The 17,272-nt window shown below is 60.0% G+C and carries 16 protein-coding genes; 7 read left to right on the top strand and 9 right to left on the bottom strand.

All coding sequences use genetic code 11. The features are described 5' to 3' along the window. Positions 1–9: 9 nt before the first annotated feature. From DLD99_RS05235 to DLD99_RS05225, 3 genes are all read right to left on the bottom strand, one after another. Positions 10–1,107 carry an amino acid ABC transporter permease gene (locus DLD99_RS05235; RefSeq protein ID WP_096819186.1) on the bottom strand — a complete coding sequence of 366 codons (1,098 nt, stop codon included), beginning with the start codon at positions 1,105–1,107 and terminating at the stop codon, positions 10–12. Positions 1,108–1,117: 10 nt separating this feature from the next. Continuing rightward, positions 1,118–2,299: an amino acid ABC transporter permease gene (locus DLD99_RS05230; protein ID WP_114881491.1), complete on the bottom strand. Its 1,182-nt coding sequence runs from the start codon at positions 2,297–2,299 to the stop codon at positions 1,118–1,120. Positions 2,300–2,364: 65 nt separating this feature from the next. Then, positions 2,365–3,396 carry an amino acid ABC transporter substrate-binding protein gene (locus tag DLD99_RS05225; protein ID WP_085711685.1) on the bottom strand — a complete coding sequence of 344 codons (1,032 nt, stop codon included), beginning with the start codon at positions 3,394–3,396 and terminating at the stop codon, positions 2,365–2,367. 467 nt (positions 3,397–3,863) lie between these two features. Here DLD99_RS05225 and DLD99_RS05220 point away from each other — a divergent pair, with 467 nt between their 5' ends. From DLD99_RS05220 to DLD99_RS05200, 5 genes are all read left to right on the top strand, one after another. Next, entirely contained in the window at positions 3,864–4,520 is a 657-nt protein-coding gene (locus tag DLD99_RS05220; protein ID WP_085711686.1) for an alpha/beta hydrolase, read from the top strand. 110 nt (positions 4,521–4,630) lie between these two features. Continuing rightward, positions 4,631–6,109, top strand: coding sequence for an ATP-dependent RNA helicase RhlB (rhlB, locus tag DLD99_RS05215; RefSeq protein WP_085711687.1), 1,479 nt, complete (start codon positions 4,631–4,633; stop codon positions 6,107–6,109). 124 nt (positions 6,110–6,233) lie between these two features. Further along, a complete protein-coding gene (locus DLD99_RS05210; RefSeq protein WP_114881490.1) occupies positions 6,234–7,178 on the top strand; it encodes an ornithine cyclodeaminase family protein in 945 nt (314 codons plus the stop codon). Positions 7,179–7,192: 14 nt separating this feature from the next. After that, positions 7,193–8,320, top strand: coding sequence for an NAD(P)/FAD-dependent oxidoreductase (locus tag DLD99_RS05205; RefSeq protein ID WP_114881489.1), 1,128 nt, complete (start codon positions 7,193–7,195; stop codon positions 8,318–8,320). A gap of 93 nt (positions 8,321–8,413) precedes the next feature. Further along, positions 8,414–9,055, top strand: a complete 642-nt coding sequence (locus tag DLD99_RS05200; protein ID WP_085711690.1) for a helix-turn-helix transcriptional regulator — start codon at positions 8,414–8,416, stop codon at positions 9,053–9,055. A gap of 40 nt (positions 9,056–9,095) precedes the next feature. Here DLD99_RS05200 and DLD99_RS05195 read toward each other — a convergent pair whose 3' ends face one another. From DLD99_RS05195 to DLD99_RS05170, 6 genes are all read right to left on the bottom strand, one after another. Continuing rightward, positions 9,096–9,872, bottom strand: a complete 777-nt coding sequence (locus DLD99_RS05195; protein WP_114881488.1) for an ABC transporter substrate-binding protein — start codon at positions 9,870–9,872, stop codon at positions 9,096–9,098. A 181-nt stretch (positions 9,873–10,053) separates the two neighbouring features. Further along, positions 10,054–10,506 (bottom strand): molybdopterin synthase catalytic subunit MoaE, encoded by a 453-nt coding sequence (gene moaE / locus DLD99_RS05190; protein WP_114881487.1) that lies wholly within the window; start codon positions 10,504–10,506, stop codon positions 10,054–10,056. Between the two features lie 3 nt (positions 10,507–10,509). Continuing rightward, a complete protein-coding gene (moaD, locus tag DLD99_RS05185; protein ID WP_114881486.1) occupies positions 10,510–10,752 on the bottom strand; it encodes a molybdopterin converting factor subunit 1 in 243 nt (80 codons plus the stop codon). Then, entirely contained in the window at positions 10,749–11,222 is a 474-nt protein-coding gene (gene moaC / locus DLD99_RS05180) for a cyclic pyranopterin monophosphate synthase MoaC (RefSeq protein ID WP_007957321.1), read from the bottom strand. The genes moaD and moaC overlap by 4 nt, the downstream gene beginning before the upstream one ends. Before the next feature lie 102 nt (positions 11,223–11,324). Beyond that, positions 11,325–12,719 (bottom strand): PhoH family protein, encoded by a 1,395-nt coding sequence (locus DLD99_RS05175; protein WP_085711694.1) that lies wholly within the window; start codon positions 12,717–12,719, stop codon positions 11,325–11,327. Positions 12,720–13,069: 350 nt separating this feature from the next. Further along, positions 13,070–14,194 (bottom strand): polysaccharide deacetylase family protein, encoded by a 1,125-nt coding sequence (locus DLD99_RS05170; RefSeq protein WP_114881485.1) that lies wholly within the window; start codon positions 14,192–14,194, stop codon positions 13,070–13,072. Between the two features lie 139 nt (positions 14,195–14,333). On the opposite strand from DLD99_RS05170, the gene yaaA reads away from it, so the two are divergent. Together yaaA and DLD99_RS05160 are read left to right on the top strand one after the other, a co-directional pair. Then, complete coding sequence (gene yaaA / locus DLD99_RS05165) at positions 14,334–15,113, top strand: peroxide stress protein YaaA (RefSeq protein WP_085711696.1); 780 nt, start codon at positions 14,334–14,336, stop codon at positions 15,111–15,113. Positions 15,114–15,923: 810 nt separating this feature from the next. Further along, a complete protein-coding gene (locus tag DLD99_RS05160) occupies positions 15,924–17,240 on the top strand; it encodes a nucleotide sugar dehydrogenase (RefSeq protein ID WP_085711697.1) in 1,317 nt (438 codons plus the stop codon). Positions 17,241–17,272: the final 32 nt, after the last annotated feature.

The raw sequence follows: 17,272 nt of genomic DNA, 5'->3' as shown, positions 1-17,272 counted from the left end.
AAAAAACTCCTAACGCTTGTGGCCAGTGTCGAGCTTGCGTTCCAGATGCATGGAATAGCGCGACATACCAAAACAGAAAATCCAGAACACCAGGGCGGCGAACACGTAGCCTTCGGTGGCCATGCCCAGCCATTTCGGATCGGCAGCGGCTTGTTTGACGCTGTTGAGCAGGTCAAAGAGGCCGATGATGATCACCAGGCTGGTGTCCTTGAACAGCGCGATGAAGGTGTTGACGATGCCGGGAATCACCAGCTTCAGGGCTTGCGGCAGAATCACCAGGCCCATGGCGCGCCAGTAACCGAGGCCCATCGCGGCCGCGGCTTCGTACTGGCCTTTGGGGATCGCTTGCAGACCGCCGCGCACCACTTCGGCAACGTAGGCCGACTGGAACAGGATCACGCCGATCAGTGCCCGCAGCAGCTTGTCGAAGTTCATGCCTTCGGGCAGGAACAGCGGCAGCATCACCGACGACATGAACAGCACGGTGATCAGCGGCACGCCGCGCCAGAACTCGATGAACGTCACGCAGACCACACGAATGGCCGGCATGTTCGAGCGTCGTCCCAGAGCCAGCATGATCCCCAGCGGCAGCGCGCCGGCGATACCGACGGTGGCAATTACCAGAGTCAGCATCAGGCCGCCCCACTGGCTGGTGGCAACGGCGCTCAGGCCGAACACGCCGCCATGCAGCAGGCACCAGGCAACGATCGGATACACCACCAGGAAGCTCAGCCCGTACACCGCTTTACGCGGCACACGCTTGATGAACAGCGGCGCCACGCCGATGACCGCCAGCCACACGGTCAGGTCCACGCGCCAGCGCAGGTCCGCCGGGTAGTAGCCGTACATGAACTGGCCGAAACGCTGCTCGATGAACACCCAGCAGGCGCCCGCCTTGGTGCAGTCGGCGCGAGTGGTGCCAACCCAGTTGGCATCGAAGATCGCCCAGCTGAGCAACGGCGGAATCACCAGGTAAATCAGATAGAACGCAAACAGAGTCAGCAGGGTATTGAGCCAGCTGGAGAACATGTTCGCGCGGATCCACGCCATCGGGCCGAAGACCTTGGCCGGCGGTGGCATGTCGGGTTTGAAAGTATGAGTACTCATGCGCTATTCCTTACCGCTCGATCAGCGCAATGCGCTTGTTGTACCAGTTCATCAGCAGGGAAATGCTGATACTGATCGCCAGGTACACACTCATGGTGATGGCAATGACTTCGATCGCCTGGCCGGTCTGGTTCAGCACGGTGCCGGCGAACAGCGAAACCATTTCCGGGTAACCGATACCGGCCGCCAGCGAGGAGTTCTTCGCCAGGTTCAGGTATTGGCTGGTCAGCGGCGGAATGATCACGCGCAGCGCTTGCGGGATGATCACCTTGCGCAGGGTCGGACCGTTGCGCAGGCCGAGGGAACGGGCTGCTTCGGTCTGGCCGTGGCTGACCGACTTGATCCCCGAACGCACGATCTCGGCGATGAACGCCGCGGTGTACACGGTCAGGGCCAGGGTCAGGGCCAGCAGTTCCGGGATCAGTACCCAGCCGCCGACGAAGTTGAAGCCTTGCAGCTTCGGCATTTCCCAATGCAGCGGAGCGCCGAAGATCAGCGCGCACAGTGTCGGGATCACCAGGAACATCGCCAGGCCGACCCAGAACTTGTGGAACGGCTCGCCGGTTTCCTCGAAACGTTTGTTGGCCCAACGGCTCATCAGCACGATGGCGACAATAGCCACCACGAGACTGATCACAAACGCCCAGAAGCCGTCAGCCATCTGCGCGGCCGGCATGTTCAGGCCACGGCTGCTGACGAAAAAGGTGTCGCCGAAGTTGTGACTGTTGCGCGGCCCCGGCATGGTCAGGAACACCGCGAAATACCAGAACAGGATTTGCAGCAGCGGCGGAATGTTGCGGAAGACTTCCACATACACGGTCGCCAGTTTGCTGATGATCCAGTTCGGCGACAGCCGCGCCACACCGATGATGAAACCCAGCAAAGTCGCCAGGATCACGCCGATGAAAGTCACCAGCAAAGTGTTGAGCAGGCCGATCACGAACACGCGGGCATAGCTGTCCGCTTCGGTGTAGGAGATCAGGTGTTGAGCGATGCCGAACCCGGCACTGCGCTCCAGAAAGCTGAACCCGGACGTGATGCCCCGATGCTGCAGGTTGGTCTGGGTGTTGTCGAACAGATACCAGCCCATGGCGACCACCGCCACGACAGTGATGATCTGGAATAGCCACGCACGCACACGCGGATCGCTGAGGCTGAACCTCTGCTTTGGTGCGCCGATTGAATTTTGCATGAAGTGCCCCGCAAGAAATGGAACAGAACATCACCCGGCGGTTGGCCCGCCGGGTGATAGAACCATTAGCGCACTGGTGGTGCGTACTGAATGCCGCCGTTGTTCCACAGCGCGTTCAGGCCACGGTCGATTTCCAGCGGAGTGCTCTTGCCGAGGTTTTTCTCGAAGATTTCGCCGTAGTTACCCACCTGGGAAACGATTTTCACCACCCAGTCCTTCGGCAGTTTCAGGTCCTTGCCGTACTCGCCGTCGCCACCCAGCAGACGGGCAACGTCCGGGTTCTTGGTGGACTTGGCTTCTTCGAGTACGTTTTTCGAAGTGATGCCGGCTTCTTCAGCGTTGAGCAGCGCGTAGCCGACCCAGCGCACGATGGCCAGCCACTCGTCGTCGCCGTTACGCACGACCGGGCCCAGAGGTTCCTTGGAAATGGTTTCCGGGAGAACCACGTAGTCCTTCGGCGAAGCCAGTTTGCTGCGCTGGGCGAACAGCTGGGACTTGTCGGAGGTCAGCACGTCGCAACGACCGGATTCCAGCGACTTGGCGCTTTCATCGGAGGTGTCGAAAGTGATCGGGGTGTACTTCAGGCCATTGGCGCGGAAGTAGTCGGAGACGTTCAGCTCGGTGGTGGTACCGGCCTGAATGCAGATGGTCGCGCCGTCGAGTTCCTTGGCACTTTTCACGCCCAGCTTGTTGTTGGCCAGGAAGCCCACGCCGTCGTAGTAAGTAATGAAGCCAGGGAATTTCAGGCCCATGCCGGCGTCACGGGAGCTGGTCATGGTGGTGTTGCGCGACAGGATGTCGATCTCGCCGGACTGCAGCGCGGTGAAGCGCTCCTTGGCGTTCAACTGACTGAACTTGACCTTGGTCGCATCGCCGAACACGGCAGCGGCCACGGCACGGCAGACGTCGGCGTCGATGCCGAGAATCTTGCCGGTCGAATCCGGTACGGAGAAACCTGGCAGACCGTCGCTCACGCCACACTGCACGAAACCTTTCTTCTGTACCGCATCCAGGGTTGCACCCGCCTGAGCGAACCCGCTGACACCCAGTACTGCAGCAGCAGTCACGATCGCCAGCGTGGATTTCAACATCTTCATTCAAACCTCCAGTTTTGCTCTTGTTGTGTCGGAGCTTGAGTCCAGTCGCACCCTTTTGAGGCGTTGTTGACCCGTGTTGGCTTTTTATGGGGTCAACCGACGCAGGACCTTCGCTATGAGTCTAGTAGGAGAAAATCCACATCATGGACAACTCACTTCTCACCAGTCGGCCGAACGGGCGGTAGCCCTTTCACGTTCGCGAAGCCCGTTGCGGCCATTGGCGAACATCCATCACCGGATTCTTTGCTATCCCGTCGCCGGGCGTTCACTGATAGTGTTACCGCCAGGCGCGAGATCGATTGCACGACTACCTCATAGCAAAGCCCGTACCACACCGCTCGCTGAAGCGATTGAGCGACAGGTCAATAGCAAAACTTGTAGCCTTGCGACATCTTCTTAACGGATCAACCGGGCGCGCACCCCAATCACGCACTTAATGAGAGCGCCCGCACATTTTTGGAGCAGCCATGACCGAGCCCTTGATTCTTCAGCCTGTTAAGGCAGCCGACGCCTGCGTGATCTGGCTGCACGGCCTCGGCGCCGACCGCTATGACTTCCTGCCGGTGGCCGAGGCCTTGCAGGAAAGCCTGCTGAGCACCCGCTTCGTCCTGCCTCAGGCGCCGACCCGCCCGGTGACCATCAATGGCGGATATGCCATGCCGAGCTGGTACGACATCAAGGCCATGAGCCCGGCCCGGGCCATCGACCGCGATGAGCTGGAAGCCTCCGCCGATCACGTCATCGAATTGATCGAACAACAGCGCGCCAGCGGAATAGACGCTTCGCGGATTTTCCTCGCCGGTTTTTCCCAGGGCGGCGCCGTGGTCTACCACACCGCGTTTTTGAAATGGCAGGGACCGCTGGGCGGCGTGCTGGCGTTGTCGACCTACGCGCCGACCTTCAGTGACGAACTGGAGCTGTCCGCCAGCCAGCAACGGATTCCGGCGCTGGCGCTGCACGGCCAGTTCGACAACGTGGTGCAGAACTCCATGGGCCGCACGGCGTATGAGTATCTGAAGGCCCATGGTGTCACCGTGACATGGCAGGAATACCCAATGGAGCACGAAGTGTTACCCGAAGAAATTCGCGACATCGGCGTATGGCTGAGCGAACGTCTGCGCTGATCGTCCGGGGCTCGATTTTCCGGTGGTCGGGCCCCTTTGATCATCCCACTACGCCGCGCCCGTTTCTTGCATTACACTGGCCGGCGTACATTCCTTAACCAATTGATGAGATGACCGTGCTCAAAGCACTCAAGAAGATGTTCGGTAAAAGCGAGGCTGAGCAGCTCGCGCCCGCTCCCAGTGCGCCGTCGCACGCCCCCGGCCATCGCAGCGATGGCAAACAGGCCGACCGCCAGGCTCCCGTAGCCACACCGAAACGCGAACCGAAAACCGACCCTGTCGCCGCACCGGTCACTGAACCGGCCCGCAGCGAAGCACCAAAACCGGCCAAGCCACGCCGCGAACCGAAGCCCAAGGCGCCGGTCATTCCCTGGAAACTCGAAGATTTCGTCGTCGAGCCACAGGAAGGCAAGACCCGTTTCCACGATTTCAAACTCGCCCCGGAACTGATGCACGCCATCCACGACCTGGGTTTCCCGTATTGCACGCCGATCCAGGCCCAGGTGCTGGGTTTCACCCTTGCCGGTAAAGACGCCATCGGCCGCGCCCAGACCGGTACCGGCAAGACCGCCGCGTTCCTGATCTCGATCATCACCCAGCTGTTGCAGACCCCGCCGCCGAAAGAGCGCTACATGGGCGAGCCACGGGCGCTGATCATCGCGCCGACCCGTGAGCTGGTGGTGCAGATCGCCAAGGACGCCGCCGACCTGACCAAGTACACCGGCCTCAACGTCATGACGTTCGTGGGCGGCATGGACTTCGACAAGCAGCTCAAACACCTCGAAGCCCGCCACTGCGACATCCTCGTCGCGACCCCGGGCCGTCTGCTCGACTTCAACCAGCGCGGCGACGTGCATCTGGACATGGTCGAAGTGATGGTGCTGGACGAAGCCGACCGCATGCTCGACATGGGCTTCATCCCGCAGGTACGGCAGATCATTCGCCAGACCCCGCCGAAAAGCGAACGCCAGACCCTGCTGTTCTCCGCGACCTTCACCGATGACGTGATGAACCTCGCCAAGCAGTGGACCACCGATCCTGCCATCGTCGAAATCGAGGTCACCAACGTGGCCAACGAAAACGTCGAACAGCACATCTACGCGGTGGCCGGTGCCGACAAATACAAACTGCTCTTCAACCTGGTCAACGACAACGGCTGGGAGCGGGTCATCGTGTTTGCCAACCGCAAGGACGAAGTGCGCCGCATCGAAGAACGTCTGGTACGTGACGGCATCAACGCCGCGCAACTGTCCGGCGACGTGCCGCAGCACAAGCGGATCAAGACGCTTGAGGGTTTCCGCGAAGGCAGGATCCGCGTATTGGTCGCCACCGACGTGGCCGGTCGCGGCATCCACATCGACGGTATCAGCCATGTGATCAACTTCACCCTGCCGGAAGTGCCGGACGACTACGTGCACCGCATCGGCCGTACCGGTCGGGCTGGCGCCGACGGCGTGTCGATCAGCTTCGCCGGTGAAGACGACTCCTATCAGTTGCCGTCCATCGAAGAAAAACTCGGTCGCAAGATCAGCTGTGAAACGCCACCAACGCATCTGTTGCGGGCGGTTGAGCGCAAGCGTCCACAGTAAACGACGCCATAAAGAGAAGCGCAGCCGGCAACGGACTGCGCTTTTTTTTCGCCCGGATATTGTTCAATAAAACTAAAAGTCCATAATGGACAAATTAGTTTATAAACAGTCTCCGGAGTCCGACATGTCCAGTACGCCGTACGTGATTGATCAAACCCAGGCCCGCGAGCTTCTGGCCCGGATCGATGTGCCGCAGATCCTGCGCAAGCTGTTCCGCGATCTGGCGGCCGGGCGTGCGGTGCAACCGGCGCAGCAACTGGTGGAATTCCCACAGGGTGCCGGGGACTTCATCAACTATCTGGGCGTACTGGCCGAAGACGGCGTGTACGGGGTCAAGACTTCGCCGTACATCGTTCGCGAGCAAGGCCCGATGGTAACGGCGTGGACGCTGCTGATGTCGATGCAGACCGGCCAGCCGCTGCTGCTCTGCGATGCCGGTGAACTGACCACCGCACGCACCGCTGCGACCACAGCTGTCGCTGTCGACGCTCTGGCCCCTTCGAACGCAAAACGCCTGGCGATCATCGGCAGCGGCAAGGTTGCCCAGGCACACCTGCATTACGCCAGGAATCTGCGCGACTGGCAGAGTATCAACGTGTACTCGCCCTCCTTGAGCGAAGACGGGGCAACCGCCAGCCTGCTGCAAGCCCTTGATCCGCGCGTGCAAATCACCGACAGCCGCGAAGCCGCCATTGCCGACGCCGACGTGATCATGCTCTGCACCTCCTCCGCAGGACCTGTGATCGACCCGGCAACCCTGAGCAAACCGGCGCTGATCACCTCGATCAGCACCAACGCACCGCGCGCCCACGAAGTGCCGCCGCAGAGCCTCAACGACATGCAAGTGTTCTGCGACTATCGTCTGACCACGCCGGGTTCTGCGGGAGAAATGCTGATCGCCGGCGAACAGCATGGCTGGGACAACCGCGCGATCCTCGGTGACCTCGCGGACCTGCTCAGCGAAAAAGTGCAGCGTCCGGGTTACGACCGTCACGTGTTTTTCCGCTCCATCGGCCTGGGCCTGGAAGACATCGCCCTGGCCAACGCCGTCTATCAATTGCAGCGCTGACACCGGAGATTTTCATGAGTCATGCAGATTTCATCATCATCGGCGGCGGGATTGCCGGCGCGTCCACCGGTTTCTGGCTGTCGCAACACGGCAAGGTCGTGGTGCTGGAGCGTGAGTCGCACCCGGCCTATCACTCCACCGGGCGTTCGGCTGCGCTGTTCACCGCCGCTTATGGCACCCCGCAGGTTCGGGCGCTGACCCAGGCCAGCCGGGCGTTTTTCGATCACCCGCCCAGCGGTTTCTGTGAACATCCGCTGCTGACCCCGCGCGGCGAAATGACCGTGGATTTCACTGGCGACGCCGCCGAACTGAACAATCAATACCTGAGCGCCAAAGCCACGGTGCCGGAGATGCAATTGCTCAGCGCGGAAGAAGCCTGCGTGCGATTGCCGATTCTGCGTCGGGAAAAAGTCCACGGCGCAATCTACGACCCGACCGCCAGCGACATCGACACCGATGCGCTGCACCAGGGTTATCTGCGTGGTATCCGTCGCAACAATGGGCAAGTCCTGACCGATTGCGAAGTGCTCGGGCTTAGCCGTGATGCCGACGGCGTCTGGCAAGTGCAGACCAACGGCCAGACCTTCAGCGCGCCCATCGTGATCAACGCGGCAGGCGCCTGGGCCGACAAGATCGGTGCCCTGGCCGGTGCCCGGCCGCTGGGCCTGCAACCGAAACGCCGCGCCGCGTTCATCTTCGCCGGCCCCGAAGGCGTGGACATTCATCACTGGCCGATGCTGGTCAGCCTCGACGAGTCGTTCTACATGAAGCCCGACGCCGGGATGTTCCTCGGCTCCCCGGCCAACGCCGATCCGGTCGAGCCCCACGACGTGCAGCCGGAAGAACTGGACATCGCCATGGGCATCTACCAGATCGAAGAAGCGACGACCCTGACCATCCGCCGACCGACCCGCACCTGGGCCGGCCTGCGCAGTTTCGTCGCCGACGGCGATTTGCTGTCAGGGTTCGATCCGCAGGTGCCGGGGCTGTTCTGGGTCGCGGCCCAGGGCGGTTACGGTATCCAGACTTCGCCGGCCATGGGCATGGCTAGCGCAGCGCTGGTGCGCGGTGAATCGTTACCCGAGCACCTCAAGCAGTTCGGCCTGAGCGCCGCCATGCTCTCCCCTGCCCGCCTGTCCTGACCGCCCACCCGGATGACTCGCCCAACGGATTGCGGCACACTCGCAACGCCCCCGGACCACGGGGGCGTTGACGTTGCCTGGAGCTCCACAGTTATGACCGCCCCCGAACAAACGCCCGAGCCGAATGACGCCGCGCTGGATAACTATCACGCCATCGCCGATGCCATCGCCACCCTGTTCTTTCCCCACGCCGAAGTGGTGCTGCATGACCTGCGCACACAGAAGGTCGACTACATCGCCAACAACCTGTCGAAACGGGTGATTGGTGATGAATCGTCGCTGGAAGACATGCTCAGCGACGACGTCAGCGAACGGAACATCGGTCCGTACGAAAAGCTCAACTGGGACGGCCAGAAGATTCGCAGCCTGAGCACCGTGCTGCGCGACAGCGAAGGGCGTCCGCTGGCTGTGCTGTGCATCAACCTGAATATTTCGCTGTTCGAGAACGCCAAGGCTGCGCTGGATCTGTTCCTCTCGCCGAGCAAGCTGATTCCACAACCGGACTCGCTGTTTCGCGATGACTGGCAGGAGCGCATCAACACTTTCCTGCACGCCTGGCTACGGGAACGGCAACTGAGCCTGAATCTGCTGACTCGCGATCACAAACGCGAACTGGTGCTGGCGCTGCACGCCGAGGGAGCGTTCAAGGGCAAGAGCGCCTCGAACTACGTGGCCAATGTGCTGAACATGGGGCGGGCGACGGTGTACAAGCATTTGAAGGAATTGAAGGGCTGAAAGCGTGCAGCCTGCGATGGCAGGCTGCACATTTTGAAACTCAGTCGCCGTAGATGTCGGACTTGAAGTACTTCTCGGAAATCTTCTGATACTCGCCACTGGCGCGAATGCCGTCGATGGCGGTATTCAACTGGCTGACAAGTTCGGTGTTGCCCTTGCGCACCGCGATCCCGGCGCCTTCACCCACGTATTTCGGGTCTTTAAGCTCAGGCCCGACGAAGGAGTAACCTTTGCCGCGTGGCATCGACAGGAAGTCGGTCAGCGGAATGGTATCGGCGAAGATCGCGTCGAGACGGCCGGCCGCCAGGTCCATGTAGATTTCTTCGTTGTTGCCATAGCGCTTGACGTTGATGCCCTTGGGCTCGAACACCTCGGTGGCATAACGGTCGGTGGTGGTCGCACGCTGCACGCCCACGGTCTTGCCCTTGAGGCTGGCGTACTGATCATCCACCGTGGCGCCTTCCTTCATCACCAGCCGCGACGAGGTGAAATAGTACTTGTGGGTGAAGTCCACGGACTTCTTGCGGTCTTCATTGATGGTCATGGACGACAGCGCCATGTCGATTTTCTTCACTTTCAGGGAAGGAATCAGACCGTCGAACTCGCCCTCGACCCACACACATTTGACCTGCATCTGCGCGCACAGGGCATTGCCGATGTCGTAGTCGAAACCGACGATTTCACCCTGGTCGGTCTTTGAGGCGAAGGGCGGATAGGCCGCTTCGATACCGATGCGCAGGGTTTTCTCGGCGGCAAACACGCTGCTGCACGCCAACAGGCTCAGCGCCAGACCGGTGATGAGGGGGAGTTTCTTCATGTTCGTTCTCTCGCGGGTTGTTGTTGGTTTGGCAAGACAGAAGAAAGAGCTGAAACGGGAAACGCTGTATTTGTACTTGTAAATCCATACTGGACTTTTACGTACAAACCGTCAATTGGACAAACGCCATCGGCGTCAGCCGATGGTCGGGAGTCGAGGGGAGATTGATTGGGGAGAGGCGTTACTGCTTCCAGCGATCCGCCGCCGCATGATCGCTGTCACGACCTTCGACCCAGCGCGGGCCGTCGCTGGTGTTCTCTTTCTTCCAGAACGGCGCGCGGGTTTTCAGGTAATCCATGACGAAGGCGCAGGCGTCGAATGCCGCCTGACGATGAGCGCTGGCGGCACCGACGAACACGATCGGTTCGCCCGGTTCCAGCGCGCCGATGCGGTGCAGCACTTCCAGCTTCAACAGCGGCCAGCGCTGTTCGGCCTCGACGGCGATCTTGCCCAGAGCCTTTTCGGTCATGCCCGGATAGTGTTCGAGGAACATTCCGGCGACATCGAGCCCATCGTTGAAATCGCGCACGTAGCCGACAAAACTCACCACCGCGCCGACGCCGACATTGGCCGCGTGCATCGCGTTGACTTCAGCACCGGGATCGAACGTCGTGGACTGCACACGAATCGCCATGCCTCAGCCTCCGGTCACGGTGGGGAAAAACGCCACTTCGTCGCCATCGACCACTGGCTCGTCGAGCTGGCACAAATCTTCGTTCCGCGCGCACATCAGGTTCTGTTCGCTCAGTACCTCGGCGCCGTCACGCTTGGCGAGCAATGCACGCACGTCTTCGACCGTCGCGAAATCACCTTCGACCTTCACCGAATCCACACCCAAGGCCTCGCGGTAACGGGCAAAAAACTTCACGGTCAGGTTCATGGCTGCTCCGCCTGGAAATGCCCGCTCTTGCCGCCGACCTTCTCCAGCAGGCGCACGCTTTCGATGGTCATGCCGCGATCCACGGCCTTGCACATGTCGTAGATCGTCAGCGCGGCGACGCTGGCGGCGGTCAGCGCTTCCATCTCGACGCCGGTCTGCCCGGACAGTTTGCAACGGGCCACGATGCGCACGGCGTCGTCGCCTTCGGCGCTGAGTTCGACCTTGACGCCTGTGAGCATCAGCGGATGGCACAGGGGAATCAGGTCACTGGTTTTCTTCGCCGCCTGAATGCCGGCGATGCGCGCCACGGCGAACACGTCGCCCTTGGGATGGCCGCCGCTGACGATCATCTGCAAAGTGTCGGGCAGCATGCGCACCAGCGCTTGGGCCGTCGCCTCGCGGAACGTCACGGCTTTTTCGGTGACGTCGACCATGTTGGCGCGACCTTGGGAATCGAGATGAGTCAGCACGGGGTTACTCCTGATCAGGAGCGTCGATTGTAAACCCGAGGGTCAGAATTGCGCACACAAAAAACCGGGCGACTTTGCAGTCGCCCGGTTCCATTTGGCGGGTTACAGATGGGATTCGGCGTATTCGGCCAGAATCGAGCGAGGCACCCCTTGCAGCGTGATATGTACGCCGTTGGGGAAGTCTTTGAAGCGTTCGGTCAGGTAGGTCAGCCCGGAACTGGTCGCGGACAGATAAGGGGTATCGATCTGTGCCAGGTTGCCCAGGCACACCACTTTGGAACCGGCGCCGGCCCGGGTGATGATGGTTTTCATCTGGTGCGGCGTGAGGTTCTGGCATTCGTCGATCAGGATCAGGCTCTGCTGGAAGCTTCGACCGCGAATGTAGTTGAGCGATTTGAACTGCAACGGCACTTTGCTGAGGATGTAGTCGACGCTGCCATGGGTGTTTTCGTCATCCATGTGCAAGGCTTCGAGGTTGTCGGTGATGGCGCCCAGCCAAGGCTCCATTTTTTCCGCTTCGGTGCCGGGCAGGAAGCCGATTTCCTGGTCCAGGCCCTGCACGCTGCGGGTGGCGATGATGCGACGATAACGCTTGCTGACCATGGTCTGCTCGATCGCAGCTGCCAGCGCCAGGATGGTCTTGCCGGAACCGGCGGCACCGGACAGGTTGACCAGGTGAATGTCCGGGTCGAGCAAGGCGTACAGCGCCAGGCTCTGATAGATGTCACGCGGCTTGAGGCCCCAGGCTTCCTGATGCAGCAGCGGTTCCTGGTGCAGATCGAGGATCAGCAGACGGTCCTCTTCAATCTCCTTGATCCAGCCGACAAAGCCCTGCTCATCGATGATGAACTCGTTGATGTGCACGGCTGGCAGGTTGTCGATCAGTTGCACCTGGTGCCAGGTGCGGCCATGGTCCTGACGGGTTTCGACCTTGCTCACGCGGTCCCAGAAGGAGCCGGTCATGTTGTGATAGCCGTTGGGCAGCAGGGACACGTCATCTACCAACTGGTCGGTGCTGTAGTCCTCGGCGTCGATCCCGCAGGCCCGCGCCTTGAGGCGCATGTTGATGTCTTTGGTGACCAGCACCACCGGTTTCTTCGGATCGCGGGTGTGCAGATCGATCAACTGGTTGATGATTTTGTTGTCGTTCAGGTGCTCGGGCAGAATCAGGTTCGATTCGGCCTGTTTGCTCATCAGAATTGACAGCAAACCTTTAGGCCCGCCCTTTCCGCGCTGGATCGGCACCCCTTGCTCGACGTCTTCGGGCGAGGCATCGCCCAACGTCTTGTCGATCAGCCGGATGGCCTGGCGGCATTCGGCGGCCACGCTGTGATGCCCGCTCTTGAGCTTGTCCAGCTCTTCAAGCACGGTCATCGGGATCGCGACGTGGTGTTCTTCGAAATTCAGCAGGGCGTTTGGATCGTGAATCAGTACGTTGGTATCGAGTACATAAAGGATTGGCTGGTTGGAGGAAGGGCTACGTCCGTGATCATCCATACTCGGTCACCTTTGTGGGAGCCATTCGACGCAATACCTGGGCGGTGCTGCGCCTCGAAGTGACTGCCGAATCCACCTGCGAAGCTTTTGTTCGGAATAGCAGGTGAATTGCACACAAAATGGGTCTTGGAAGACGCCACCTGTGTTGCAGGTTTCGGCGGTCTGACTTCGTAATACTCCAAAACCCGTGACAGAAAAAAGCACTTTGACGCTTTTTTGAAGTTTATTTTGCAAAGTGACGAAAAGCCCTTGGCGGACCGCCGCGCCCCCGTTAGAGTCGGAAGTCCGCCTGCATCGAATCCTGCAAAAAAATTACCCCAAGCCCACTGTTTCCGGGCTCTTGCCGTTTGTCAGCGAAAAGCGTCCTGACAGTCTTCCCAGCCGATGCCGCTTTGCGCGGTCTGCGTGATCAGCCACGGCAACGCTGTCTTCACCGCGTCCTGCTTCATGTTGAAATTGATCACTCCGTGCCGCCACAACAGCATCAGGGTCAGCACCCGCTGCGCGCTGGGATTGCCCTTGAGCTTGCCGGCGCCGTCCTGGGCATCGATGTCCCACAGCGCCACTTGCAGGCCCTGATTGCGCAAGAAACTGCCGGCATCACTGCGGCGCTGCCCCTCAGGTGGGCGGAATAGCGGTACGTAGTTTTCCGGTAGCTTGTTCTTGACCAGATCGGCGCTGCGGCGCACCGAATCCTGCCAGTCCTGCCAGTGGCTGTGGGAACGGAATTCCCAGCCCTGTACGCCAACGCATTGCCGCGAGAAGAGTGATTGCAGGTTGCTGACAGAATGTTCGGTCAGTCGCGCCTGAATGTCCTTGCCCAACATGAAGAACGTACCACTCAGGTTTGCCTTGCGCAGGTAGTCGGCAAGCCATTCGGTGTTGTCCGGCTGCAGGTTGGCAGCGCTGTCGAAACTCAACAGGAACAAGCGGTCATGCATGTCGTCGCCGTTGCGCTCGTAGTCACCGAAATGATCGACTTCGCTGGTGGTCTGCGGCGACAACGCCGCCTTGCGCAGCAGTTCATCCAGATACTGCTGATGGAAGATCCGGCTCGGCTCGGCCCACTTCGTGTAATAGCTTTCCTCGCTGACCACGAACTTGGCCGCCTGCTCGCGCAGGGTCGGCAGGTCTTCGACGAGGAAGCAGAAGGAAGCGTCCTGATCGCAGCTCTGCTGGGCATAGTTGTAGCTGGTCAGCAAACGCTGCCACAGACGCTCGCGCAGACTGTTGATCGCCTCCAGATTGACCGTGCGCAGCCCCAGACGCTGGGCCAGCGCGGCCTCATCCAGTGCTTCACTGCCCAGCAGGCCCCGGGCGAACATCAGGACTTCCGCCCGGGAGGCGACGTCGAACAGGGTCGGGTTGTCGAGTTTCTCCGGCCAGGTGCTGCGATCGAGCGTGGCAATATCACCCGGCGCCGCGACGGCCCCGAAGCTCAACAGCCACACGGTGAATAAAAGAACAATGCGCAAAGGGGTGTCTCCATAACAAAACCCGCGCGGCACTATAGCCGATCCGGCTGGCGAACCGCCGATCACCTATGGACCTGATAGCTGGAGTCATCCGTCCCAACCCCCTAGAATCGCCCCCACGATTAAAGGAGACGACTTCATGCTGATGGTGATTTCCCCCGCCAAGACCCTCGATTACGAAACACCGCCGGCGACCCAGCGCTTCACCCAGCCGCAATACCTCGACCATTCCCAGGAGCTGATCCAGCAGTTGCGCGAACTGACGCCTGCCCAGATCAGCGAACTGATGCACGTTTCCGACAAGATCGGCGGCCTCAATGCTGCACGCTTCGGCAGCTGGACACCGGCGTTCACCCCGGCCAACGCCAAGCAGGCACTGCTGGCCTTCAAGGGTGACGTCTACACCGGGCTCGACGCCCAGAGCTTCAGCGAAGCCGATTTCGATTACGCGCAACAGCACCTGCGCATGCTCTCCGGCCTTTACGGCCTGCTGCGCCCGCTCGACCTGATGCAGCCGTATCGGCTGGAAATGGGCACCAAACTGGCCAACGCCCGGGGCAAGGACTTGTACGCGTTCTGGGGCACGCGCATCAGCGAATGGCTGAACGAAGCGCTGGCCGACCAGGGCGATGACGTGCTGCTGAACCTGGCGTCCAACGAGTACTTCTCGGCGGTTAAACGCACAGCCCTGAACGCGCGGATCATCAACACCGAGTTCAAGGACCTGAAGAACGGCCAGTACAAGATCATCAGTTTCTACGCCAAGAAAGCCCGTGGCCTGATGAGCCGCTTCGTGATCCAGGAACGCATCAACGATCCGGCGGCCCTCAAACAGTTCGATGTGCAGGGCTATCGCTACAGCGCCGAGCAATCAAAACCGGACAATCTGGTGTTTCTGCGCGATCACGCACCCGAATAAAGCATGCCCATTGCACGACTCTTTATATAAAGAGTCGTGCACCTCGCACGACGTCAAAAAAACCTCCCTTCTTTTCGCCGATTTATTGGCGCCATAAAAACATCACCCCCATTTCTATCTTTTCTTTCACTCGACAGTTGTCATTTTTTTCAGTAGTGGCACCCAAATTTTTTCCGGGTAGTGGCACAAAACCATCTAACGCGATTATCTGCCTATTAATAAAGGGCGAAATGGAAAGTGCTATCAATATGAGAGCAGTGCCATCTTTCTCAATATTTCAAAAAATTTCAGATTTCGCGATGAGCGGACAGGAACTATGTCCAAATGCATAGCTCATACCACCGGTAACGATTCTCGCCGAATATGTACGAGATAACTTACGCAGAGATCAAAACCATGTAACCAAGTTGTCACAGCAACTTGCCTGAATGGATAACAACTCTGGACAACTAGCGAAGGACAGGAGATACGCACCATCAATATCCCCTACAAGGCCAAGGCCGCGCCCTTATAAACGTGCTCGCCTGAGCACCCAACCGCCCGATCTACAGGCCTGCGCCTGACATCGGGCGCGCAATACGAGATTGCACAAGAGTCCTCTTGCCAGAGGATCCGCTGCATAACAGGGCATGTCACAACAATAAGGCCTGGTTGCGCACATCTTGAGTGCACTTATTTAGACACTCGAAACTTAGTATGCCTGCACACGGCATTGTGACGCCTGCAAGTCACACTTTCGAGTGCACTAAGACCGCTGAACACCATTAACTCCGGCCCTCTAACGGCCTGATATATACAGAGGTAATTGCGATGCGCATCAGCATATTTGGTTTGGGTTACGTCGGTGCAGTCTGCGCCGGTTGCCTGTCTGCACGGGGCCATGACGTGGTTGGCGTCGATGTTGCCAAAGACAAGATCGACATGATCAACGCTGGCAAATCCCCCATTGTCGAACCGGGCCTGGGCGAGTTGCTGGCGCAAGGGATCGAGACCGGTCGTCTGCGCGGCACGACCAACTTCGCCGAGGCGATTCGCGACACCGACCTGTCGATGATCTGCGTCGGCACGCCGAGCAAGAAGAACGGCGACCTGGAACTGAACTACATCGAAGCAGTGTGCCGCGAGATCGGTTTTGTCCTGCGTGAAAAATCCACCCGTCACACCATCGTGGTGCGCAGCACCGTACTGCCGGGCACCGTGGCCAACGTGGTGATCCCGATTCTCGAAGACTGCTCCGGCAAGAAGGCCGGCGTCGATTTCGGCGTGGCGGTCAACCCTGAGTTCCTGCGTGAGTCCACCGCGATCGCCGACTACGACCTGCCACCGATGACCGTCATCGGCGAGTTCGACAAGGCCTCGGGCGACGTTCTGCAATCGCTGTACGAAGAACTCGACGCACCGATCATCCGCAAGGACATCGCCGTCGCCGAGATGATCAAGTACACCTGCAACGTCTGGCACGCGACCAAAGTGACCTTCGCCAACGAGATCGGCAACATCGCCAAAGCGGTGGGCGTCGATGGCCGTGAAGTGATGGACGTGGTCTGCCAGGACAAGACCCTCAACCTGTCCCAGTACTACATGCGCCCGGGCTTCGCCTTCGGCGGCTCGTGCCTGCCAAAGGACGTGCGTGCCCTGACCTACCGCGCCGGTTCCCTGGACGTGGAAGCACCGCTGCTCAACTCGCTGATGCGCAGCAACGAATCGCAAGTGCAGAACGCCTTCGACATCGTTGAAAGCCACGACAAACGCAAAGTCGCCTTGCTCGGCCTGAGCTTCAAGGCCGGCACCGACGACCTGCGCGAAAGCCCGCTGGTGGAACTGGCCGAGATGCTGATCGGCAAGGGTTACGACCTGAGCATCTACGACAGCAACGTCCAGTACGCCCGTGTCCACGGCGCGAACAAGGATTACATCGAGTCGAAGATCCCCCACGTGTCGTCCCTGCTCAACGCGGATTTCGACTCGGTGATCGACAACTCCGACGTGATCATCCTCGGCAACCGCGACGAGAAGTTCCGCTCCCTGGCTCAACAGGCACCGCACGGCAAACAGGTCATCGACCTGGTCGGTTTCATGGCCAAGGCCACCGATGCCGGCACCCGCACCGAAGGGATCTGCTGGTAACGCAGCAGCAAGCCTCGAGCTTCAAGCCGCAC

It is taken from the genome of Pseudomonas kribbensis (genome assembly GCF_003352185.1).
Taxonomy (GTDB): domain Bacteria; phylum Pseudomonadota; class Gammaproteobacteria; order Pseudomonadales; family Pseudomonadaceae; genus Aquipseudomonas; species Aquipseudomonas kribbensis.
The sequence above is the reverse complement of the archived record's forward strand: the minus strand, read 5'-3'. Positions and strand labels throughout refer to the sequence as shown.